Source organism: Anabaena catenula FACHB-362, assembly GCF_014698735.1.
GTDB classification, from domain to species: Bacteria; Cyanobacteriota; Cyanobacteriia; order Cyanobacteriales; family Nostocaceae; genus Anabaena; species Anabaena variabilis_A.
In genome coordinates, this window is the sequence record NZ_JACJTQ010000001.1 from 254,785 (window position 1) to 274,559 (window position 19,775).

Genomic DNA, 19,775 nt, shown 5'->3' on the forward strand with positions numbered 1-19,775 from the left:
GTTGTCAGAGGAAGAAGGCAAGAGGCAAAAGGCAAGAATTTTTTAATTGATGTTTTCCCTATTCCCTATTCCCTGTCACCAATGACTAATAACCAAACACTAAATATGGTTGGGTGTCGTACCAAATTTCCGGAGGAAAGGGAAAATCAGGATAGCCTACTCGTAACAAGCATAAACCTTGGGGAGGCGCGGCGTATTTTACTTCTTCTCGGCGTTCTTCTTTCCAGATTTCGGTAAAGTTAGCCAGCGTCCTTTGTCCAGAACCCACTTGTACGAGCATTCCTAACAACAGGCGTACCATGCCATATAAAAATCCATTAGCCTGAATTTCAATATGGATAAACGACCCATTGCGACGACACTCTGCTGCTTGTACCTCTACCCAGGAATGCGATCGCGCTGACCCGGCTCGATGAAAGGCAGCTAAGTGATGTTTTCCCAGCAGTGGTTCAAGGGCAGCTTGGATTAAGGATTCATCCAGGGGTGCATAATAATAATGCCAACTGAAGCGGTTCACGAACAAGTTCGGTAGTGCTTCAGTATAGATTGTGTAGCGATACCGTCGAGAGTCTGCACTAAAGCGAGCGTGCCAACGATCACTTACACCCGCTGAAGCCCTAATTAATATATCTGGAGGCAGATAGCTGTTCAGAACTGTTGCCCATTTGTGAGCCGGGATAAAACCTGTAGCGTCAAAATGGGCTACTTGAGCAGCGGCGTGAACTCCGGCATCGGTTCTCCCTGCGCCGTGAAGTGTCACATGATACCCCAGAATAGTAGCTATAGCTGTTTCTATTTCTTCCTGGACGGTTCGCTGGCGTGATTGCCGTTGCCAGCCATGAAACTGAGTACCTAAGTACTGAATGACCAAGGCTACTCGATGAGTTGCTGTAGGCTCGCGGCTATCTAACATATCAATCAATTTTAGATTTGTGATTTGTGATTTTAGATTTAATCCAAAATCCAAAATCCAAAATCCAAAATATGGTTACACCAGTTCAATGATTGCCATTTCCGCATTGTCACCGCGACGGGGTACTGTATGTAGGATACGAGTATAACCCCCTTGACGGTTGGCATAGCGAGTAGGAGCTTGCTCAAATAGAGCATGAACCAGTGTTTTATCGAAGATGTAGCCTAGGGCTTCCCGGCGTGCTGCTAATGAGCCATTTTTGGCTAGGGTAATCATTTTATCCACTTCACTTCGCAGGACTTTAGCGCGGATTAAAGTGGTGGTGATTCGACCATGACGAATGACTTCTGTGGTTAGCGCTCGCAACAGGGCGCGGCGCTGGTCTGCTGGTTTACTGAGTTTTTTGACTCGACAACGGTGACGCATAATAATGCACTGTGAATTATTAAAGGTGAAAAATTTAAGCGTGTTTAGAGCCTCTTTCTTGGGGTAAAGTTATTCCTAAACGCCGCTGTAAAGCTTCTACTACTTCTTCTGCGGACTTCTGACCGAAGTTTTTAATTTCTAGTAGATCTTCTTGGGTGTAATCCAACAAGTCTGCCACAGAGTTAACTTGCGCTCGTTTGAGACAGTTATATGCCCGTACAGAAAGTTGCAACTCTTCAATTGGAATTTGAGCAGTTGGGTCATCTGGGATATCTGAACCTGTATCAGTTGGTTCCAGGGAGATATCTTTCAATGGGTTGAATAAATCTACCAAAATTCCAGCTGCCGAAGATAGTGCTTCTTGAGGAGAAAGACTGCCATTTGTCCAAACTTCTAATAGCAGTCGGTCTTTAAGCGATCCATCTCCACGCGCTTCTTCAACGCTATAGTTGACTTTTCGCACTGGCATAAATACCGAGTCGATTTGCAGAAAGTCCAAAGATGTTGCTTCTTCCCTTCCTCGCTCGACAGTGCGATATCCTTTGCCTCGTTCAATCCGAAATTCCATTTCCAGTTTGCCGCCATCCGCTAAGGTAGCTACATACTGGGTGGGATCAATGACTTCTACTTCACTGGGTAAATCAAAATGTGCCGCAGTAACTGTTACTGGTCCGTTAACGAGTAACCGACCAATCTGAGGTTGAGAGGAATAACTTTTGAGAATGACTTCCTTCATTCGCATGAGGATTTCCAGCACGTCTTCCCGCACGCCTGGAACTGTGGCAAACTCGTGGCTAACCCCAGCAATCCGCACTGCTGTAACCGCTGTACCCTCTAGATTGGACAGTAAAACCCGCCGCAGCGCGTTGCCAACTGTTGTTCCTTGACCGCGCTCTAGAGGTTCCAGAACAAATTTACTGTAATGGCTTCGACTTTCCTCAGTATTAGATTCTACACATTCAATTTGAAACTGCGCCACGGAGTAGCCTCCCTTTTTAAGGTGCTGCTAGCAGGCAAATTAATTGCCTCTCGAATTTACTTTCTGACCTGAGATTTTCTTGAGGCTGATCAAACTACGAACATTAAGAAAGGTTGTAAAGTTTGATGCCCCAATTTGACCCACAGGCGCTGATAATTTGTGGATGAACCAAAATTTGATCAGTCCTGCCTGTGAGAATACCTGACTTGTTGCACCTGTCACCCAACGGCTCTGAAGTTGACAAGTATTTGCTCTGCCAAAGCAGTTTATACTTTGTACGCTCCAGATGATATTGCAGGTGATTTCCCTTAGCTTTGGCTTCCGTCTAAGCGTAATTAACAAGTTTTGTTTAAACTCGACGGCGCTTGGGCGGACGGCAACCATTGTGAGGAATCGGGGTAATATCCCGAATCAGGGTAATTTCTAATCCTGCCCCTTGAAGTGCGCGGATAGCAGTTTCTCTACCTGCTCCAGGTCCGCTGACCATTACCTCAATTTGGCGCATTCCTTGATCGATGGCTCTACGGGCTGCACTTTCAGCTGCTGTTTGTGCTGCAAAGGGTGTTCCCTTTTTTGCCCCCTTAAATCCACTAGAACCAGCACTTGCCCAGGAGATGACATCTCCATTTTGATCTGTAATAGAGACAATGCTATTGTTAAAAGTAGACTGGATGTAGGCAATACCGTTGGGTACGTTCCGTTTCTGCTTCTTGCTCCCGGATTTTTTAGTTGGTTGTCTGGCCATATTTGTTTAGTGAATTTAAGGTAAAACTTGCTTCCATTAGCAAGTACTGAAAAATTATTTGCCAGGGGCTTTTTTCTTCCCAGCTACTGTCTGCCTTCTACCACGTCTAGTTCTAGCATTGGTACGGGTTCTTTGCCCTCTGACTGGTAATCCCATGCGATGGCGACGACCTCTGTAAGTGCCTATATCAACTAGACGCTTGATATTCATCGCTTCTAAGCGCCGCAAGTCGCCTTCGACTTGATAGTTGCTTTCTATTTCCCCACGCAGGGCGGCAACATCGGCATCACTTAAGTCTTTAACGCGGGTGTCTGGGTTCACACCGGTCGCTGCTAAGATTTCTTGCGACCTTGATAACCCAATTCCGTAAATGTAAGTTAGACCAATTTCGACACGCTTGTCGCGTGGAAGGTCTACTCCGGAGATCCGTGCCACAATTAATCTCTCCCTATTTTTCTGGTAATCGCAGTTTGCAAAACGTGATTAATCGCGTCTTTTCGTTTTGATGGTGATCTGGTATAGTACCAAGCTCTTCTAGTCAGAGCGCTATCCTTGACGTTGTTTGTGCTTGGGGTTAACACAAATCACCATGACGCGACCACGGCGTTTGATCACGTTACATTTTTCACAAATTTTCTTGACTGAGGCTCTGACTTTCATGCCTTTTCTAATTGACTCCAAATAGTAAATTATAGCATTTCTAGAGAAAATAATTCAGTTAAGTAACTGGGAAAACCCCAAAAAAAGCTGCTTTATGGTAATATTTTCTGCATAGATTTACTTTTTCCGCAGTCTATAGGTAATTCTCCCTTTTGTTAAGTCATAGGGCGTTAACTCCACTTTGACGCGATCGCCGGGTAAAATTTTGATGTAATTACGGCGAATCTTGCCAGAAATATGTGCTAGTACGTTAAAGCCATTGTCTAGGTCAACTCGAAACATTGCATTAGGCAATGACTCGGTGACCGTACCTTCCATTTCAATCAAATCTTGCTTAGACAATTTGTTTTTTCCTCAACTCAACAATCTCCTGTGACCAAGCAGTATTTTCATCTGCACAAGAACACAATTTGAGAAATATATCAACAGTTTATTAATATATCTTAGCTAAAAGGGAACTGAGACTGGGATCTGGGGACTGGGAAAATTGCTCCCCCTGCTTCCCCTACCTCCCGGTCATACTTAAGCAGCTATGAGATTTTTCAATGAGTCAGTGACTTCAGCTTGGGACTGATTGCCGTTAACCGTCAGGAGTTTTTGGCGATCGCGGTAATAATCGATCAGGGGGGCAGTTTCCTCGCGGTAAACCTCTAAACGACGACGAATAACTTCTTCGTTATCGTCTTTTCTTCCTCGTCCCAGCAAGCGGGTAATAACAACGTCGTCTGGTGCATCCAAGTTGACTACCCTTTCACCACCTTGGCCTATCTTTTGCAGTAATTCTGCCAAAAAAGCCGCTTGGGTTACTTTACGAGGAAAACCGTCAAGAATCCAACCTGTTTTTGTATCTGGTTGATTAAGACGCTCTTCTACTAAGTCCTGAACTAGTTGATCAGGAACTAACTCACCCTGATCCATGTAGCTTTGTGCTTTTATGCCCAAAGGTGTTTGGTCTTTAATGGCTTGCCGTAATATATCACCAGTAGAAATATGGGGAATCTTCAAGAATTCAGCCAAGGTTATTGCCTGAGTTCCTTTACCAGCACCTGGTGGTCCCAAGAAGATTAAGCGAGTCACTATTATTTCACCATTCCTTCATAGCGCTGAGAAATCACATAAGTTTGGACTTGTTTTGCCGTCTCAATTGCCACACCAACCAGAATTAACAAAGATGTAGCACCCAGCCCCTTAAAAGTTGGCACTTTCAAAGCACTTTCTACAGCTGTGGGAATAATCGCCACCAAACCTAAAAAGATCGCACCCAAAAAAGTGAGTCTATTAGTTACACGCTCAATATACTCGCTTGTAGCTTTACCTGGACGAATACCAGGAATACTAGAACCCATTTTTTTCAAGTTCTGAGCTACATCTACGGGGTTGAGAATCAACGACGAATAGAAGTAACTGAAGAAAACAATGGAAGTTAAATAAACTAGGGCGTATACCCAAGGTGCGGAGCCACCAGGACTGAGATAGGTGTTAACAATGGTTGCTAATTCTGGGTTTTTGGTGAAATTTGCGATTAAAAGTGGCAAACTCAAGATTGCAGCCGCAAAAATAATCGGCATGACACCGCCAGAATTGAGGCGTAGGGGTAGATAACTACGCTGCTCTGCCAAAACTCGTCTACCCACTTGGCGACGAGCAGAAATAATCGGGATGCGGCGCATTCCTTCCTGCACAAAGACAATCCCCACAATTGTTAGCAGGAATACTAAGACTAGAACGATGACGCGACCGACGATTTCCCGTCCCCCAACTTGTACTAAGTCGATGGTGTCGCCTAAAGATTTGGGTAGAGAAGCAACAATGTTGACAAAAATCAACAATGATGCACCATTACCTATGCCGCGTTCTGTAATTAGTTCTGATGCCCACATAACAAACATAGAACCAGCGGTTAGAGCGATCGCTGTTTCAGCCACAAATAGTGGGCCTGGGTTTAAGGCAAACTGTTGCAGGAATAATGCCGAAAAAGCTACGCTTTGTATAATTGCCCAACAGACCGTTACATAGCGGGTTATTTGGGATATTTTCCGCCGACCTGCCTCACCTTCATTTTTCTGTAAATTTTCTAAAGAAGGAATTGCTGCGGTGAGCAATTGGATGATAATGGACGCATTAATGAAAGGCAAAATCCCTAAGGCAAAGACACCTAAAGTAGACAAGCCCCGTCCAGAAAATATATCCAATAAACCAAATACGGAATTATTGCCCGAAATGGCCTCAGCAAACCTAACTCTATTAATTCCTGGTATGGGCAAAAAGATTCCCAGGCGAACCAAAATTAAAATACCGACGGTAACAAGCAGCCTACCTCTGAGTCCGGCTGCTTGAGCCATCTGCATAAAAGTTTCTTGAGCCGTTGGGGCTTTATCTCGACTGATCATAGAGTGCTACCTTTATAGTGAACCAGGCGCGCTGATGCGAGTTGGCTAGCTTTAAATTGCGCTTTCTTGGCTCAGGTTAAGACTTCACAACTCCCACCAGCTGCCTCAATTTTGCTCCGGGCTTGTCCTGTGAAAGCTGCTGCTTGCACCTTGAGCGGAATGCTCAATTCCCCATTACCCAGAATTTTCAATGGACCTTTAGCAGCGGTAAGGATACCTGCTTCTCTTAAAGAGGCTAAAGTTACTTCAGTGTTGGCAGGTAAGGAGGCTAACTTCTCTACATTAATCGTAGTGTAAATTTTACGATTAATAACTGGAAAGCCCTTCAGCTTGGGTAAGCGGCGGTACAATGGCTGTTGACCACCTTCAAACCCAGGTCGAGTACCACTACCAGAACGGGATTTTTGACCCCGCATCCCTAAACCTGCACTAGCGCCTTGTCCGGCAGAAATACCTCTACCTACACGCTTACGGCGTTTTTTTGAGCCTTTTTGAGGCTTAACATCGTTGAGTCTCATGATGTAATTAGTAGTTTTTTAGACTAATACTTAGTAAGAATGTCATCTACTAGATGTAGAGATTCTCAATAGCAATACCCCGATCTTCAGCAACTTCAGCAAAGGTTCGCAGTGTAGATAGGGCATTAACTGCGGCTCTAGCATTGTTGAGAGGATTGTTGGAACCGAGTTGTTTGGCGAGAACGTTACGAACTCCTGCCAACTCTAATACAGTCCTTACTGCTCCACCAGCAATTACCCCTGTACCTGGTGCTGCGGGTCGCATCATCACCTTAGCACCGCCACCAACGCCATCAATGGGGTGGGGGATAGAATTGGATTTGGTAATAGGAATATCGATCAGATGTTTTTTCCCGTCGGCGACGCCTTTTTTCACGGCACCAATTACATCTGAGGCTTTACCTACTCCCACGCCAACTTGACCGCGTTCGTTACCAACGACCACAATCGCCCGGAAGCTTAGTTTTTTACCACCTTTGACGACCTTACTCACTCGTCGGATCTGAATAACTCGCTCTTGCCAAGTGGTTTCTTCTTTTTTGGCACGTTTTGTTCTAGATTTACGCTCTGTTGCCATAATTAATGCTCTGGTGAACGTCAGTTGTGAGTCAGTGCATTTTTGGGGATTTCCCCCATGAGCATCTGACGTATGCCTACGGCACGCTGTGAGAATGCGTAGCGTCAGTTGTCAATTGTCATTTGTCTTTTGTCATTTGTTTTGATAGCTAATGACTAATGACTAATGACTAATGACGCATGATTTTAGAAATCTAAACCAGCCTCCCGTGCTGCATCAGCTAGTGCTTTAATGCGACCGTGATATAGGTTTCCACCGCGATCAAAGACCACTTGAGTAATACCTTTTTCTAGCGATCGCACTGCTATCAATTTACCAACTTGCGCTGATGCATCGCAGTTTGACCCAGAAGCTAAACCAGATTTCAACTCTGGTTCTACAGTTGATGCTGCCACCAGGGTTTGATGCTGTGTATCATCAATTACCTGAACATAAATATGTTCATTAGAACGGAATACAGCCAGCCGTGGACGTTCTGGTGAACCGCTAACTTTGCCACGAACGCGCCGATGGCGACGCTGTTTTGATTCTCTACGAGTAAGTTTCATGTTTACTTCTTACCACCCTTACCAGTCTTACCAGCTTTGCGTCTGACCACTTCACCGGCATAGCGAATGCCTTTACCTTTGTAAGGTTCGGGTGGACGAACTGCACGGACTTTAGCTGCTGTGTTGCCTACAATTTCTTTGTCATAGCCACTGACTATGACATTGGTAGTACCTTCAACTGCAAATTGAATTCCATCTGGTGGTTCTATTTGCACTTGATGGCTGTAACCCATATTTAAAACTAAGTTACGGCCTTGTACTTGGGCGCGGTAACCTACCCCTTGAATTTCCAACCGACGTTGAAAACCAATGGATACTCCCTCAACCATGTTGGCAACTAAAGTCCGGCTTAAACCGTGTAGTTGCCTAGATGTGCGGGTTTCATCCCGACGTGTTACTAATAATGTTTCCCCTTCCTGGGAGACTGTAACATTAGCAGGTAAAGTGCGTGAAAGTTCGCCTTTTGGACCTTTCACGACTACACTAGTGCCATCAATCGCCACTTGTACTTTGGCGGGAACAGTAATTGGACGTTTACCAATTCGAGACATGATTTTTTGTCAGTTGTTCAGTTGTCAGTTCTGAGTCAGCGCTCACAACAGGCGGTTTTCCTATTTAGGTGGAAGTCATTCCGTCTTGGGTGCGACTGAGGTTCACCTAAGCTATGCCGGAGGCATCACTCGTGAGGGTCAGTTGTCAGTTTTCGGTTGAACTGACTATTGACGTTCGCGAATGCGTGCCGGAAGCAATTGACGACTACCAAACGTAGCAAAGCACTTCACCACCTAAATTCTGACGGCGTGCTTCGCGGTCAGTCATAATACCACTGGATGTAGAAATAATGGCGATACCGATACCGCCTAGTACTCTTGGTAATTCTTTTCGATTGGAGTAAACTCGCAAACCGGGCTTACTCACTCGCTTCAAGGCAGTGATTAGGGGTTGGCGATTTTTGCCCTTGTATTTCAGGGAAATCACCAGATTGCGCGTTACCCCTTCTCCTGATTCTCCAAATTCAGCAATAAAGCCTTCGTTCTGTAGAACTTTAGCAATATTACGAGTCATTTTTGTTGCTGGCACTTGTGTAGTTTGATGCCTTGCCAGATTAGCATTGCGGATGCGCGTCAGCATATCTGCAATTGTGTCGTTAGCCGCCATCGTTCCCTCTTTAGATGAACTTATTGATCGCGAAAGGGCATTCCCATTTCTTTAAGTAAGGCGCGACCCTCTTCGTCATTTTTTGCTGTGGTGATGATAGAAATATCGAGACCACGGACTTGATCGATGCTGTCGTACTCGACTTCTGGAAAAATTAGCTGTTCTCTTACACCCAGAGTGTAGTTGCCCCGTCCGTCAAAGCTTTTGGGACTAACGCCGCGAAAGTCGCGTATTCTGGGCAATGAAAGGCTAACAAGTCGGTCAAGAAAGGCATACATCCGTTCGCCTCTCAAAGTCACCATGATACCAACAGGCATACCTTGACGAATTTTGAAGCCAGCGATCGCCTTTTTTGCCCTTGTCACTACTGGTTTTTGACCAGTGATCAGTGCAATTTCGTTTAAAGACGCTTCTAATGCTTTAGCATTTTGAGCAGCTTCTCCCAAACCCCGGTTAATAGTTATTTTTACTACCTTCGGTACTTGATGTACATTGGTGTATTGAAACTGATTAATCAGTTTGGGGACAATTGTCTCTTGGTATAAGTTTTTGAGTCTGGTTGTCGCCATAGTTGTTTGTCCTTATTATCCCTGGGCTTGGTCAGGGTCGCTGCGCTGCAATTAAAAATTAAAAATTCCAAATTAAAAAATTGAAACTATTCATTTTTAATTGTTAATTTTTAATTGTTGAGTATCTCGCCTGTTTTTTTGAGCATCCTGACTTTCTTACCCTCGGCGGTGAAAGTGTAGCAGACGCGACTGGCGACGTTTTGCTTGGTGGAATAAAGCATCACGTTAGAGCTATGAATTGGGAATTCCTGGGTGATGATCTGCCCCGATTCCCCTTCTTGCTGAGGTTTAACGTGTTTGGTTTTAATATTCACACCTTTGATAAGGACTTTGCTGAGTTGGGGTAGTGCTTTGATCACTTCACCAACTTTACCCTTATCTTTACCAGCTATCACTTGTACAGTGTCACCGGTTTTAACGTGCATTTTGTGGAAAACTTTTGGTTGTGGCTTTGCCATTACAGCACCTCTGGAGCCAGAGAAACAATTTTGGTGAAATTTTTATCGCGTAATTCCCGTGCCACTGGGCCAAAGACCCGTGTACCTCTGGGATTACCATCTTTGTTGATGATCACAGCGGCGTTGTCATCAAAACGAATGCTCATACCGCTGTCTCTATTAATACTTTTTCTAGTACGCACAATGACAGCTTCTACAACATCAGACTTTTTTACAGCCATGTTGGGTGTGGACTCTTTGACAACGGCGATAATTTTATCGCCCACGCCACCGTAACGGCGGTTACCTGCACCTAATACGCGGATGCACATTAGCTTTTTGGCACCGCTATTATCTGCGACATTCAGGTAGGTTTGGGGTTGAATCACAATCGGTCTCCCTTAGGAAGTTTGTGGCTTTGGAACAACTATTAAGTTGTAGATTTAGTGTTGAGGATTTCTGTGATTTGCCAGCGTTTGGTTTTACTCAGAGGTCTAGTTTCCCGAATGCGGACGCGATCGCCCACTTTGCAGTTATTTTCCTCATCGTGGACTTTATATCTCTGAGTTTTAACTACAATCTTGCCGTACTTGGGATGAGGAGCGCGGTTTTCTACAGCCACTACCACCGTTTTTTGCATTTTGTCGCTCACTACCAAGCCAACTCGTTCTTTGACTGCCATAATCTCCTACTTTTCTTCTTTAGTCGGCTGACTTGCTGCCCGTTGGCGTTCTCCCTCTACTGTGAGTAATTGGGACAAGCGATGGCGAGCGTGTCTGAACTGGTGAGGTTTCTCTAGTTGTCTAGTGGCTTTCTGCAAGCGCAACTGAAACAGTTGTCTTTTAACAGCGATAATTTCCTCAGCCAGCTTTTCGTCACTCAATTCTCTAGCTTCTGATACTTTGGGAAGAGGCATAACCTACTCCTGCTCCTGTGGTTGAGAGCGTGCAATAAACTTAGTTTTAATTGGTAGTTTGTAGTCAGCCAAGCGCATAGCTTCACGGGCAATTTCTTCGGAAACACCAGCGATTTCAAAAAGAATCCGCCCTGGCTTAACTACAGCTACCCAAAATTCAGGGTTACCCTTACCGGAACCCATCCGGGTTTCAGCGGGACGCATGGTTACAGGTTTATCCGGGAAAATCCGAATCCATATCTTTCCACCCCGACGGATATAACGGGTCATGGCTCGACGAGAAGCTTCGATTTGCCGGGAGGTAATCCAAGCTGGTTCTTGCGCTTGGAGGGCGAAATCACCAAAGTTGAGGGTGCTGCCACGGCTGGCTAGACCCTCCATCCTTCCGCGTTGTTGTTTGCGGAATTTAGTTCTTCTAGGGCTTAACATGATTTGTCAGTTGTCGGTTGTCGGTTGTCGGTTGTCAGTTGTCAGTTGTCAGTCGTCAGCTTGTTTTACCACTGACTATTGACTACTGACCATTGACTATCCTTCATTTGAGCGGTCTTCAAATTGCTGGCGACGACGTTGTTGTTGACGGCGACGAGGATCTCGGTCGCGGTCTCGGTCGCGTGTTGCTGGTGGGGGTGGAATTTCTTCCTGTCCAGGAATAATTTCTCCCTTAAACACCCAAACTTTGATGCCCAAAATGCCGTAAACCGTTTGCGCTGTGCAGTAAGAGTAGTCAATATCAGCCCGTAAGGTATGTAAAGGTACTCTACCTTCCCGTGTCCACTCTGTCCGGGCAATTTCTGCACCGTTAAGCCGACCACTGACTTGCACTTTAATCCCTTGTACACCAGCCCTTTGAGCGCGCTGAATAGCTTGACGTACTACCCGACGGAAGGAAACGCGGCGTTCCAATTGTTGAGCAATGTATTCAGCAATCAAGTAGGCATCAGCATCAACTCGTTGAACTTCAACTACGTTAATGCGAATTTGGCGGTTGCTACCCAACAGTTCTTGGAGTCCGGTACGCAATGATTCTATACCTTGTCCACCGCGACCTACAACTACACCTGGTCTAGCTGTACGCACTTCTAGGTCGATTTGGTCAGCTTTGCGCTCAATCCGTACTTCGGATATTCCGGCGTTGTTTTGAGCGTATCTACCCAGTTTTTGTTCTATGTAATTACGGAGTTTGTGGTCTTCTTGTAATAGTTCTGGATAACGGTCAGGAACGGCAAACCAACGGGATTGATGTTCTTGAGTAATACCCAGACGAAAACCGACTGGATGAATTTTCTGTCCCACAAATGCTTCCTCTAAAATTTCTTACTGTACGCAATTGGTTGTGTCTATTGCTTATTTAGCAGCGGTGCCAGCGCCCACAGCTACAGTAATATGACAGGTTGGTTTGCGAATTTGGTAAGCTCGACCCTGCGCTCTAGGTTGAAACCGTTTCAGCACTGGGCCTTGGTCGGCATATGCCTGAGTAATCACTAGTTCGGCTCTATCTAGCCCTTCATTATGTTCAGCATTAGCGGCAGCACTTCTGAGTACCTTCAATACTGGCTCACAAGCTCGATAGGGCATGAATTCTAGGATAATTAGGGCTTCTCGATATGACCGCCCCCGGATTTGGTCGAGTACTCGACGGACTTTGTAGGCAGAAATGCGGATATAACGAGCGATCGCTTTAACTTCTGTAGTATCAGTTGCCATAATTTTCTCCATCTTTATCAATTAAAAATTTAAATTTAAAAATTTAAAAATGGCAGTTGTTCATTTTTAATTTTTAATTCTGAATTTTTAATTGATTATCTGCCTGATTTCTTGTCACTTTTACCATGACCTCTGTAGGTACGTGTTGGGGCAAATTCTCCCAACTTATGACCCACCATCTGTTCATTTACAAACACTGGAACGTGTTGTCTTCCGTTGTGAACAGCTATTGTATGGCCTACCATCATCGGTAAAATTGTCGAGGCTCTTGACCAAGTTTTGATCACTTGCTTTTCATTTTTTGCGTTCAGCTTTTCCAGCTTACTGAGCAAATGATCGGCAACGAAAGGACCTTTTTTTAGAGAACGACCCATAGTTAGATTTTGGATTTTGGATTTTGGATTTTGAATTTCTAATTTTGGATTTTGGATAATTAAGGTGTCTGAGCAGGCTTCAAAAACTTTGAATGCTTAAAAACAGACCCCATCTAAAATCCAAAATTTAAAATCTCAAATTCTAGGACTGACGACCGCCACGTCCGCGTTTAGAAGATTTACGACGACGACGAACAATTAGTTTTGTACTCGCTTTCTTGCGATTACGTGTCTTTGCACCCAAAGTAGGTTTACCCCAAGGTGTCACAGGACCCGATCTACCGATGGGCGCTCTACCTTCACCACCACCATGTGGGTGGTCTACTGGGTTCATGACGCTACCTCTGACCTTGGGACGACGACCTTTCCAGCGATTTCGTCCGGCTTTACCAGCACTAAGGTTTCTCGCGTCGGTGTTACCTACTTGTCCAATGGTGGCGTAGCATTCACGGCGAATCAGGCGAACTTCACCGGAAGGTAACTTGAGAGTGACATAATTGCCCTCTTTTGCCGCAACTTCGGCTTTTGCACCAGCAGCACGCACGATTTGACCGCCTTTACCTGGAGTCATTTCGACGTTGTGAACTGTAGTACCTAAAGGAATCCTAGACAGAGGTAAGGCATTACCATCTTCAAACGGAGCCTCAGCGCCAGCAATAATTGTTGCGCCAACTTTCAATCCATTAGGATGTAAAATATACCGTTTTTCGCCATCTGCGTACAACACCAGAGCGATGCGCGCATTCCGGTTAGGATCGTATTCAATTGCTGTGACTGTAGCAGCAATATCCCGTTTATCTCTCTTAAAGTCGATAATCCGGTAAAGTTGTTTGTGGCCGCCACCCCGACGACGGCTGGTTATCCGCCCTTGATTGTTCCGTCCTTTGGGACGGTGTACTGACTCAGTTAGTGATTTTTCTGGCTCAGTTTTGGTAATTTCCGCGAAGTCGGAGACTATAACTTGGCGAGTACTGGGGGTATAAGGGCGATAAGAACGAGTACCCATAAGTGATTTTGGATTTCGGATTTTCGATTTTGGATTCAGAATTTTTTGAATTTCGATTTCCGATTTTTAATTGTTTCTTGGCAATTATTTATTAACTAGCCCAATCTAAAATCTAAAATCTAAAATCTAAAATTCTTATACTTCTGGGAATAGAACTTGTCTAATCTTTTCTTCATCCCCAGGTGCGACGGTGACAATAGCTTTCTTGTATTGAGGCTTGTAACCGATAAATTTACCAACACGACGCTGTTTGCGTGGTGGTAATGAGGTATTGACTTTTACAACTTTGACTTGAAATAAGTCCTCAATTGCCGCTTTAATTTCTGGCTTGCTTGATTTTGGAGTTACTTCAAAAGTGTATTTATTTTGCTCCATCAAAATGGTCGCTTTTTCGGTAAGAATAGGGCGACGCACTAAGTCAGCAAGGTTGCGGGGGTCAAAGTTAGGCACTGTAGACCTCCTGAATTTTTTCTAAAGCTGATGATGTAACTACAACTTTGTCAGCGTGCAGTAAATCGTAAACATTTAATTGATCAGCAGCAATTAGCTTTAAATTTTCTATATTGCGGGCTGATAAAAGCACGTTTTCTGCTATTTCCGACAAAATCAATAATGATTTTTGTTCGGGTGCTGCTCCCCAACGAGCCAGTGCTGTCACCAATTCTTTGGTTTTCGGACGTTGTAGCTCGTTGCTAAATTCTTCTACAACTATTAAATCGTCGGCACGGCTGACGAAAGCTGTCCGCAGTGCTAAACGTCGCTCTTTGCGGTTCAATTTCAGGTTAAAATCTCTGGGCTTGGGACCAAAGATCACACCACCACCACGCCACAGTGGTGAACGAATAGAACCTGCACGAGCGCGACCTGTACCTTTCTGCCGCCAGGGTTTGCGACCACCACCTCTAACTTCGGAACGAGTTTTGGTACTGGCATTTCCTTGGCGAGAATTAGTCATTTGTCTGACTAATGCGCGGTGTACTATGTGAGCCGCTGTTTCTTCTTTGGCAACTCGCAAGTCGAAAGTTGTTTGTCCAACTTCCTCTCCTTGCCAATTTTTAACTACACTCTCAACCATCTTTATGTCCTTTGTCAGTTGTCAGTTGTCAGTTGTATTTAGCTAATGACTTATGACTAACGACTATTTACTACCAACTATCTTTGCGGGTACAACATTCACTAAGGCACCTGGCTTACCAGGAATAGCTCCCTTAATGAGAATTAAGTTGCGTTCTGCATCTACTCGCACTACGGTCAGTTTGCGAATTGTGACACGAGTACCTCCTAAACGCCCTGCCATCCGTTTACCGGGATAAACACGACCAGGAGTTGTACCAGCACCGATGGAACCAGGCGCTCTGTGGTTTTTGGAACCATGTGACATGGGACCGCGACCGAAGTTGTTCCGCTTCTGGTTGCCCGCAAAACCGCGACCAATACTTGTACCGACTACATCTACAATTTGACCAGCACTAAAAATATCTGCTTTGATTTCTTGACCTAAAGCATAATCACCAGAGTTATCAATGCGATACTCATTCAAGTGACGCAATGCTGGAGCAGATGATTTAGCCAAATGACCTAACAGTGGTCTATTCAATGCCTTTGGTTTGACTTCGCCATAACCAACTTGAACAGCGAAGTAACCGTCGGTCTGTTTTGTTTTAACTTGTGTAACAGTGCATGGCCCAGCTTGGATTACGGTGACAGGAATAGCTCTTCCTGCATCGTCAAATATTTGGGTCATGCCCAGCTTGGTGCCGAGAATACCTACAGACACAGTAACTGGTTCTCCTTTCTAGTTGCTGACCTTGGAATCGGATTTGCTTTAGACACAGTTTATCAGCGTCATTGGTGGACTAGCCTCCTAAATTTACACTGCTGTTAGACAGTGAAAATTCTTGGTGACGCACAAAATATTGTCTCTACTGCTTGGTGAATCCTTTTGTTTTCACTCTCTTGGTCACCAGAACAGCCATAATTACCTTCTGATTAGGAAGGGATTACCTCTGGAATCAATGCAAGACGTTATTGCTTTGCGCTATGTGCAGCAATGCTTTCGTCCAAGCAATTGCTCTGGCACTCTACCGTTGTAGTAGGACTTAAGCGGTTGATTTCCACCCAGTATCCGTTCCCTGAGACTTTCTATAATGCCATAAAACAAACATTACGGATCAGGTTCTACTTCTATAACTACCTTAAACTATTGTTTGAGGTTTTGCCTGTTTTTTAAGGGGCTACGGGAGTGAACTTGGGAGGGAGCTTTGATTTGGCTTTGGGTTTAAAGCCATGACCTTCTTCAGTTTGACCTAAAAGCTTTTCTAGTTTAGCAGTCTCTTACGCATTTCAACCAGATTATCCTTTAGGAAATTAATTCATCAAATTTTGATGATTATGTTGGTTGGCAAGACTCAAGAAGATGCTATCTACTTTTACTGTTTGGTCACAATCTAAAATAATAAATCATTAATTTGTTTTTGTCTAGTAATTTTTAGGTGGTTGGGGTTGAATTCTGGGAAGATGGGGAAAATTAAAAAATTCCCGCTGCTCTATGCCCAATTTTGCTTAAATTATGCAACTTAATCTAACTTAATCTACCACTAGAGAGTAAATAATAGAGATATCTGAGTGGGATAAAACGAAAATCTATGGCACTACTTACCACTGGCAACGGTTTAATCCGCGATTTGGAAAAATTCGGCGCTTTGGGTGTATACGTTCCTTTGGAAGGGGGATATGAAGGTCGGTATCGCCGTCGATTGCGGGCGGCTGGCTATATCAACCTCCACATGACTGCGAGGGGACTGGGGGACGTTGCAGCCTATCTAACAAAAGTTCATGGAGTCAGACCTCCTCATTTGGGTAAAAAAAGCACTGGTAGCGGTGCAGCAGTGGGTGAAGTATATTATCTACCACCGATAATTAGCTATCAGTTAGAACAGCTTCCACCTAAATCTAAAGGTCTATTGCTATGGATTATTGAGGGACATATTCTTTCTGACCAGGAAGTGGAGTATTTAGCTAATTTGCCCAAGTTAGAACCAAGAGTTAAAGTTGTGATTGAACGGGGAGGCGATCGCTCTTTCCGTTGGACACCGTTAGAAAAAACTCTGTTAGCTAGTTAGTCAGTTGGGCGGGGTTTCCCCGCCCATACAGCATGAGCATTTTCTTACTGCTTCAAAAACTGATAGTGTAGATTAAATCAAATTCTCGATAGATCACCAGACGACAAGAGTGAGCAGGGTTTTCTAGGAGTTCGTAATCTAAACCACCTGTAATTTGTGTAACTGGCCGCCTCAACGGTTTTTCAAACTGATACCACTCACGGTTACTCCACTCAAAAATTGTCGCATCTACGGAATTTTGCAATTCTGATGCCAAAAGTAAGAGTTCTAATTTATCTTTGGCGCTACCAGTAATAAAGCATTTCAGACAAACTGACTGAGTAATCAGAGGTCTAGGTTCGTTGGCGGCGATGGTGTGGCATTTTCTTAGTTCAATATCATAAGGCTCTAAGTGCAGATTTTCTAGTTGCTGCCAGGATTGTTCTATCTCATTGAGGCGATTGTCTAGATAGGGTAGCAGTCCTAGCTTGGCATCAGTCAACAGTTGGCGAATATTAGAAGGCTGGGTCATTACTGAGTTTTTTCTCCACTATCCAGTCAGATTATCGTTTTGTTGACTAGGTGGCAGATAAACTTTGGAAAACTTTGTTTCTGGGTTTCTGGAACTTTTGCTCTGTGCTGTCAAAAAATACATCCAAAACATAAATTATACCTTGTGCAGTGGGCAGGATGCCCAAGTCCCGTATTACATTATTTAGGCGGACAAGATGCCCACCTAAAAGAGTTATGGGAATTAGATTGAAAATAGGAGACAATTTCTGCGAAGACTCGTCATACTGAAGTAGGGAGACAATCAACTACTCCCTGCCAAATTGGCGTGAAGGTGATCAAGCAAAAATGAGACGTAAATCTACTGGTAGATCAGCTACTACTTCTAAACCCTCTATTTTCCAATCCCCTACATTTAACTTCGCCACCATGGCCATTTTGGGAGGTGTGCTGATTTTGGGAATTGGGATTGGGATTGCGTTTAGTTCTACAAGCACGTTGAGTCCATCAAATGTGGCATCCCGTGAATTTATTGATACTAAAGCTCCAAATCCTGATCTTTGTGTACAGTATGGAGCCAGTGCGATGGTAATGGATGCCCGACTGTTTGTAACTCTCAACCCTTTTAATGTCTATGTTGCTCAACCGAATATGCGTCCTGGCTGCGTTCTGAGACAAAATAACTGGGCAATTTTAGAAAATAAAAAACTTGTCACCTCAGATCAGGTAAGAGAATGTAAAAATCGCCTGAATACCTTTGGCTTTACAGGGGACTTAAACAGTGATAAGCCTGATATCCGGTGTATATATCAAAATGAAACTGCTCAAAACTTCTTCTTATCTCAACCAGGAGCCGTTGCACCATCTCAGGATACGGAAAGATTCTAAAAAATAGGAAATAAGTCTTGGTGTACATAGTTCATCAAGACTATTAATTAGAAGGTAGCGGTTGACCAAACTCAATTACAGGAATATTGAGAATTTGATCGGAATAGTTTTCTGAATTAGGAATATTAGGTACAGAATTAGGAACTGTAATGCTATGAGAATTTTCTAAAGAATCAGCAGAATTAGCTGGAAGAATAATCAAATTGGATAGTTGAGAAGGGTCTTGAGAATTGAGAGGGGGTACAGTCACAAAGGGTTGTTGGGAGTTGGTGGTTGTCAAGGGTAAGTTAGTGGATGGTGGTGGTAGGGTGATTAAAGGGGCAGGGGATAGCTGATTACCAGGTGAAGGTGAGGAAATTGGTTGTGTTAAGGTGCTATCATAGGAAATAACGGGGCGTAATACCCAGCGAGTGGGGTTATTTGGGGAAATGGGCTGAAGTTGTACTTGGTTGGAATCGATAAAAGTGCCTGGTTCTAAATCGATGACGATGCGGGTAATGTGAGGGCTAAATTGGGAAACTCGAATTCTCTGAATTGTTCCAGGATAGTTTTTTTGGGTGTCAACCTTGCCTAACTGGGTATTAGGCAAATCTACAACTAAACGCGGTGGTTGGGGAAGGTAGAAATACTCAGGTTTTGTCGCTGCGGAAAGAGTAATTTCTAGTTGCTGTGATTTGGGGTTAAACTGCCATTTATTGAGTTTGGCAACTGTTGTGGCGAGAGTAATGCCCGTATTTAGGGTAATTGCTGCATATAAGCCAAATAAGCTAAACGTAAAAACACATGATGGCAAAAATTTCCTGGTTCTGAGTTTAATTTTCATGTTTTAATGGCTATTTGTTTTGGGAATTTCTTTTTGATCTGTTTGGGCTGAAGCTGTAAATTCTAAAGTTGTGGGAATGTTGTTGATTTTTAGTTGACCGGGAATATGATCGTTTTTCAGTTTTGACATTTGGATTGTGATAGCTTGATCTGGACTGTTTTGAGCAGAAGGAAGTTGACAGAAATTTGAGGTGTCAATTTTTCCCGATAAATGCAATTCTTGATTTTGTAATTTGCCTGAGAGAGGAAACTGTTTTTTGGTATCTGCGTTGGCTTGAGGTGGTAGTAAAGAGGCATTGAGATAAATACCAGATTGTTGAATATTTAAGATCAAAGAGTTGCCCTTTTCACAGTTTGGTAGGTTTTTGGCTAGGGTGAGACGATAACGGCTGTTAATGAGACTCGTAGCGCGGAGATTATTTTCACCATAAGCGGTGACAGTTTTGAATAATACAAGAACTGAAGCGATCGCTATTCCAGAAATCGCTAAAGATTTAAAGTTGAAGTTGTTCCTCATTGATAATTGGTAATTAC

The 19,775-nt window shown here is 44.0% G+C and carries 32 protein-coding genes; 2 read left to right on the forward strand and 30 right to left on the reverse strand.

Annotated elements, in window-relative coordinates; genetic code table 11:
* Positions 1-85: 85 nt before the first annotated feature.
* From truA to rplC, 27 genes are all read right to left on the reverse strand, one after another.
* Positions 86-913: a tRNA pseudouridine(38-40) synthase TruA gene (gene truA / locus H6G68_RS01165; protein WP_071191658.1), complete on the reverse strand. Its 828-nt coding sequence runs from the start codon at positions 911-913 to the stop codon at positions 86-88.
* Positions 914-988: 75 nt separating this feature from the next.
* On the reverse strand, positions 989-1,339 hold the full coding sequence (gene rplQ / locus H6G68_RS01170) for a 50S ribosomal protein L17 (protein WP_190904971.1): 351 nt from the start codon (positions 1,337-1,339) through the stop codon (positions 989-991).
* A 34-nt stretch (positions 1,340-1,373) separates the two neighbouring features.
* Entirely contained in the window at positions 1,374-2,318 is a 945-nt protein-coding gene (locus tag H6G68_RS01175) for a DNA-directed RNA polymerase subunit alpha (RefSeq protein WP_127052487.1), read from the reverse strand.
* Positions 2,319-2,667: 349 nt separating this feature from the next.
* Entirely contained in the window at positions 2,668-3,063 is a 396-nt protein-coding gene (rpsK, locus tag H6G68_RS01180; RefSeq protein ID WP_016953011.1) for a 30S ribosomal protein S11, read from the reverse strand.
* A 54-nt stretch (positions 3,064-3,117) separates the two neighbouring features.
* A complete protein-coding gene (gene rpsM, locus H6G68_RS01185) occupies positions 3,118-3,498 on the reverse strand; it encodes a 30S ribosomal protein S13 (protein ID WP_071191603.1) in 381 nt (126 codons plus the stop codon).
* Positions 3,499-3,609: 111 nt separating this feature from the next.
* Positions 3,610-3,723: a 50S ribosomal protein L36 gene (gene rpmJ / locus H6G68_RS01190; RefSeq protein WP_015129703.1), complete on the reverse strand. Its 114-nt coding sequence runs from the start codon at positions 3,721-3,723 to the stop codon at positions 3,610-3,612.
* 117 nt (positions 3,724-3,840) lie between these two features.
* Positions 3,841-4,065 carry a translation initiation factor IF-1 gene (gene infA / locus H6G68_RS01195; RefSeq protein ID WP_006276978.1) on the reverse strand — a complete coding sequence of 75 codons (225 nt, stop codon included), beginning with the start codon at positions 4,063-4,065 and terminating at the stop codon, positions 3,841-3,843.
* A 180-nt stretch (positions 4,066-4,245) separates the two neighbouring features.
* The gene (locus tag H6G68_RS01200; RefSeq protein WP_190904972.1) at positions 4,246-4,800 is read right to left on the reverse strand and encodes an adenylate kinase; all 555 of its coding nucleotides are present in this window, start codon (positions 4,798-4,800) and stop codon (positions 4,246-4,248) included.
* A 2-nt stretch (positions 4,801-4,802) separates the two neighbouring features.
* Positions 4,803-6,113, reverse strand: a complete 1,311-nt coding sequence (gene secY / locus H6G68_RS01205; RefSeq protein WP_190715797.1) for a preprotein translocase subunit SecY — start codon at positions 6,111-6,113, stop codon at positions 4,803-4,805.
* A 71-nt stretch (positions 6,114-6,184) separates the two neighbouring features.
* A complete protein-coding gene (rplO, locus tag H6G68_RS01210) occupies positions 6,185-6,631 on the reverse strand; it encodes a 50S ribosomal protein L15 (RefSeq protein WP_071191600.1) in 447 nt (148 codons plus the stop codon).
* A gap of 49 nt (positions 6,632-6,680) precedes the next feature.
* Entirely contained in the window at positions 6,681-7,208 is a 528-nt protein-coding gene (rpsE, locus tag H6G68_RS01215; RefSeq protein WP_016953007.1) for a 30S ribosomal protein S5, read from the reverse strand.
* Positions 7,209-7,393: 185 nt separating this feature from the next.
* Positions 7,394-7,756 carry a 50S ribosomal protein L18 gene (gene rplR / locus H6G68_RS01220; protein ID WP_071191599.1) on the reverse strand — a complete coding sequence of 121 codons (363 nt, stop codon included), beginning with the start codon at positions 7,754-7,756 and terminating at the stop codon, positions 7,394-7,396.
* Positions 7,757-7,758: 2 nt separating this feature from the next.
* On the reverse strand, positions 7,759-8,307 hold the full coding sequence (gene rplF / locus H6G68_RS01225; protein ID WP_071191598.1) for a 50S ribosomal protein L6: 549 nt from the start codon (positions 8,305-8,307) through the stop codon (positions 7,759-7,761).
* Positions 8,308-8,512: 205 nt separating this feature from the next.
* Positions 8,513-8,914: a 30S ribosomal protein S8 gene (gene rpsH / locus H6G68_RS01230; protein WP_071191597.1), complete on the reverse strand. Its 402-nt coding sequence runs from the start codon at positions 8,912-8,914 to the stop codon at positions 8,513-8,515.
* A gap of 20 nt (positions 8,915-8,934) precedes the next feature.
* Positions 8,935-9,483 (reverse strand): 50S ribosomal protein L5, encoded by a 549-nt coding sequence (gene rplE / locus H6G68_RS01235; RefSeq protein WP_071191596.1) that lies wholly within the window; start codon positions 9,481-9,483, stop codon positions 8,935-8,937.
* Between the two features lie 110 nt (positions 9,484-9,593).
* Entirely contained in the window at positions 9,594-9,941 is a 348-nt protein-coding gene (gene rplX, locus H6G68_RS01240) for a 50S ribosomal protein L24 (RefSeq protein ID WP_071191595.1), read from the reverse strand.
* Positions 9,941-10,309, reverse strand: coding sequence for a 50S ribosomal protein L14 (gene rplN, locus H6G68_RS01245; RefSeq protein ID WP_016953001.1), 369 nt, complete (start codon positions 10,307-10,309; stop codon positions 9,941-9,943). Before rplN ends, rplX begins: the two co-directional genes overlap by 1 nt.
* Before the next feature lie 41 nt (positions 10,310-10,350).
* Entirely contained in the window at positions 10,351-10,602 is a 252-nt protein-coding gene (gene rpsQ / locus H6G68_RS01250; RefSeq protein WP_071191593.1) for a 30S ribosomal protein S17, read from the reverse strand.
* A 6-nt stretch (positions 10,603-10,608) separates the two neighbouring features.
* Complete coding sequence (rpmC, locus tag H6G68_RS01255; RefSeq protein ID WP_016952999.1) at positions 10,609-10,836, reverse strand: 50S ribosomal protein L29; 228 nt, start codon at positions 10,834-10,836, stop codon at positions 10,609-10,611.
* Between the two features lie 3 nt (positions 10,837-10,839).
* Positions 10,840-11,265 (reverse strand): 50S ribosomal protein L16, encoded by a 426-nt coding sequence (rplP, locus tag H6G68_RS01260; protein WP_127052493.1) that lies wholly within the window; start codon positions 11,263-11,265, stop codon positions 10,840-10,842.
* 96 nt (positions 11,266-11,361) lie between these two features.
* Positions 11,362-12,129 (reverse strand): 30S ribosomal protein S3, encoded by a 768-nt coding sequence (rpsC, locus tag H6G68_RS01265; protein WP_127052494.1) that lies wholly within the window; start codon positions 12,127-12,129, stop codon positions 11,362-11,364.
* Between the two features lie 51 nt (positions 12,130-12,180).
* Positions 12,181-12,540 carry a 50S ribosomal protein L22 gene (gene rplV / locus H6G68_RS01270; protein ID WP_190715804.1) on the reverse strand — a complete coding sequence of 120 codons (360 nt, stop codon included), beginning with the start codon at positions 12,538-12,540 and terminating at the stop codon, positions 12,181-12,183.
* 95 nt (positions 12,541-12,635) lie between these two features.
* Positions 12,636-12,914, reverse strand: coding sequence for a 30S ribosomal protein S19 (gene rpsS, locus H6G68_RS01275; protein ID WP_016952995.1), 279 nt, complete (start codon positions 12,912-12,914; stop codon positions 12,636-12,638).
* A 142-nt stretch (positions 12,915-13,056) separates the two neighbouring features.
* Positions 13,057-13,920, reverse strand: coding sequence for a 50S ribosomal protein L2 (rplB, locus tag H6G68_RS01280; RefSeq protein WP_016952994.1), 864 nt, complete (start codon positions 13,918-13,920; stop codon positions 13,057-13,059).
* A gap of 135 nt (positions 13,921-14,055) precedes the next feature.
* Positions 14,056-14,370, reverse strand: coding sequence for a 50S ribosomal protein L23 (locus tag H6G68_RS01285; RefSeq protein WP_016952993.1), 315 nt, complete (start codon positions 14,368-14,370; stop codon positions 14,056-14,058).
* Complete coding sequence (gene rplD / locus H6G68_RS01290; RefSeq protein ID WP_190904973.1) at positions 14,363-14,995, reverse strand: 50S ribosomal protein L4; 633 nt, start codon at positions 14,993-14,995, stop codon at positions 14,363-14,365. Before rplD ends, H6G68_RS01285 begins: the two co-directional genes overlap by 8 nt.
* Positions 14,996-15,058: 63 nt before the next feature.
* Complete coding sequence (rplC, locus tag H6G68_RS01295) at positions 15,059-15,697, reverse strand: 50S ribosomal protein L3 (protein WP_071191587.1); 639 nt, start codon at positions 15,695-15,697, stop codon at positions 15,059-15,061.
* 868 nt (positions 15,698-16,565) lie between these two features.
* On the opposite strand from rplC, the gene ndhN reads away from it, so the two are divergent.
* Entirely contained in the window at positions 16,566-17,042 is a 477-nt protein-coding gene (gene ndhN / locus H6G68_RS01300) for an NAD(P)H-quinone oxidoreductase subunit N (protein ID WP_190904974.1), read from the forward strand.
* A 52-nt stretch (positions 17,043-17,094) separates the two neighbouring features.
* Here ndhN and H6G68_RS01305 read toward each other — a convergent pair whose 3' ends face one another.
* A complete protein-coding gene (locus tag H6G68_RS01305; RefSeq protein ID WP_190904975.1) occupies positions 17,095-17,553 on the reverse strand; it encodes a hypothetical protein in 459 nt (152 codons plus the stop codon).
* A 326-nt stretch (positions 17,554-17,879) separates the two neighbouring features.
* Here H6G68_RS01305 and H6G68_RS01310 point away from each other — a divergent pair, with 326 nt between their 5' ends.
* Entirely contained in the window at positions 17,880-18,419 is a 540-nt protein-coding gene (locus tag H6G68_RS01310) for a DUF3172 domain-containing protein (RefSeq protein ID WP_190904976.1), read from the forward strand.
* Between the two features lie 43 nt (positions 18,420-18,462).
* Here the strand turns inward: H6G68_RS01310 and H6G68_RS01315 are convergent, their stop codons facing one another.
* Both H6G68_RS01315 and H6G68_RS01320 read right to left on the reverse strand, forming a co-directional pair.
* On the reverse strand, positions 18,463-19,212 hold the full coding sequence (locus H6G68_RS01315) for an AMIN domain-containing protein (RefSeq protein WP_422595243.1): 750 nt from the start codon (positions 19,210-19,212) through the stop codon (positions 18,463-18,465).
* Positions 19,213-19,245: 33 nt separating this feature from the next.
* Positions 19,246-19,758 carry a hypothetical protein gene (locus H6G68_RS01320; protein ID WP_190904978.1) on the reverse strand — a complete coding sequence of 171 codons (513 nt, stop codon included), beginning with the start codon at positions 19,756-19,758 and terminating at the stop codon, positions 19,246-19,248.
* Positions 19,759-19,775: the final 17 nt, after the last annotated feature.

What these genes read in the sequence shown, in the direction of transcription:
- rplD (WP_190904973.1), bottom strand. Translation starts at nt 14,995, where the DNA reads ATGGTTGAGAGTGTAGTTAAAAATTGGCAAGGAGAGGAAGTTGGACAA.
- rplX (WP_071191595.1), bottom strand. Translation starts at nt 9,941, where the DNA reads ATGGCAAAGCCACAACCAAAAGTTTTCCACAAAATGCACGTTAAAACC.
- secY (WP_190715797.1), bottom strand. Translation starts at nt 6,113, where the DNA reads ATGATCAGTCGAGATAAAGCCCCAACGGCTCAAGAAACTTTTATGCAG.
- H6G68_RS01305 (WP_190904975.1), bottom strand. Translation starts at nt 17,553, where the DNA reads ATGACCCAGCCTTCTAATATTCGCCAACTGTTGACTGATGCCAAGCTA.
- rpsE (WP_016953007.1), bottom strand. Translation starts at nt 7,208, where the DNA reads ATGGCAACAGAGCGTAAATCTAGAACAAAACGTGCCAAAAAAGAAGAA.
- rpmJ (WP_015129703.1), bottom strand. Translation starts at nt 3,723, where the DNA reads ATGAAAGTCAGAGCCTCAGTCAAGAAAATTTGTGAAAAATGTAACGTG.
- rplQ (WP_190904971.1), bottom strand. Translation starts at nt 1,339, where the DNA reads ATGCGTCACCGTTGTCGAGTCAAAAAACTCAGTAAACCAGCAGACCAG.
- rplP (WP_127052493.1), bottom strand. Translation starts at nt 11,265, where the DNA reads ATGTTAAGCCCTAGAAGAACTAAATTCCGCAAACAACAACGCGGAAGG.
- rplO (WP_071191600.1), bottom strand. Translation starts at nt 6,631, where the DNA reads ATGAGACTCAACGATGTTAAGCCTCAAAAAGGCTCAAAAAAACGCCGT.
- rplF (WP_071191598.1), bottom strand. Translation starts at nt 8,307, where the DNA reads ATGTCTCGAATTGGTAAACGTCCAATTACTGTTCCCGCCAAAGTACAA.
- truA (WP_071191658.1), bottom strand. Translation starts at nt 913, where the DNA reads ATGTTAGATAGCCGCGAGCCTACAGCAACTCATCGAGTAGCCTTGGTC.
- rplE (WP_071191596.1), bottom strand. Translation starts at nt 9,483, where the DNA reads ATGGCGACAACCAGACTCAAAAACTTATACCAAGAGACAATTGTCCCC.
- rpmC (WP_016952999.1), bottom strand. Translation starts at nt 10,836, where the DNA reads ATGCCTCTTCCCAAAGTATCAGAAGCTAGAGAATTGAGTGACGAAAAG.
- ndhN (WP_190904974.1), top strand. Translation starts at nt 16,566, where the DNA reads ATGGCACTACTTACCACTGGCAACGGTTTAATCCGCGATTTGGAAAAA.
- rpsK (WP_016953011.1), bottom strand. Translation starts at nt 3,063, where the DNA reads ATGGCCAGACAACCAACTAAAAAATCCGGGAGCAAGAAGCAGAAACGG.
- rplV (WP_190715804.1), bottom strand. Translation starts at nt 12,540, where the DNA reads ATGGCAACTGATACTACAGAAGTTAAAGCGATCGCTCGTTATATCCGC.
- rpsH (WP_071191597.1), bottom strand. Translation starts at nt 8,914, where the DNA reads ATGGCGGCTAACGACACAATTGCAGATATGCTGACGCGCATCCGCAAT.
- H6G68_RS01310 (WP_190904976.1), top strand. Translation starts at nt 17,880, where the DNA reads ATGAGACGTAAATCTACTGGTAGATCAGCTACTACTTCTAAACCCTCT.
- H6G68_RS01320 (WP_190904978.1), bottom strand. Translation starts at nt 19,758, where the DNA reads ATGAGGAACAACTTCAACTTTAAATCTTTAGCGATTTCTGGAATAGCG.
- rplB (WP_016952994.1), bottom strand. Translation starts at nt 13,920, where the DNA reads ATGGGTACTCGTTCTTATCGCCCTTATACCCCCAGTACTCGCCAAGTT.
- rpsS (WP_016952995.1), bottom strand. Translation starts at nt 12,914, where the DNA reads ATGGGTCGTTCTCTAAAAAAAGGTCCTTTCGTTGCCGATCATTTGCTC.
- rpsQ (WP_071191593.1), bottom strand. Translation starts at nt 10,602, where the DNA reads ATGGCAGTCAAAGAACGAGTTGGCTTGGTAGTGAGCGACAAAATGCAA.
- rplR (WP_071191599.1), bottom strand. Translation starts at nt 7,756, where the DNA reads ATGAAACTTACTCGTAGAGAATCAAAACAGCGTCGCCATCGGCGCGTT.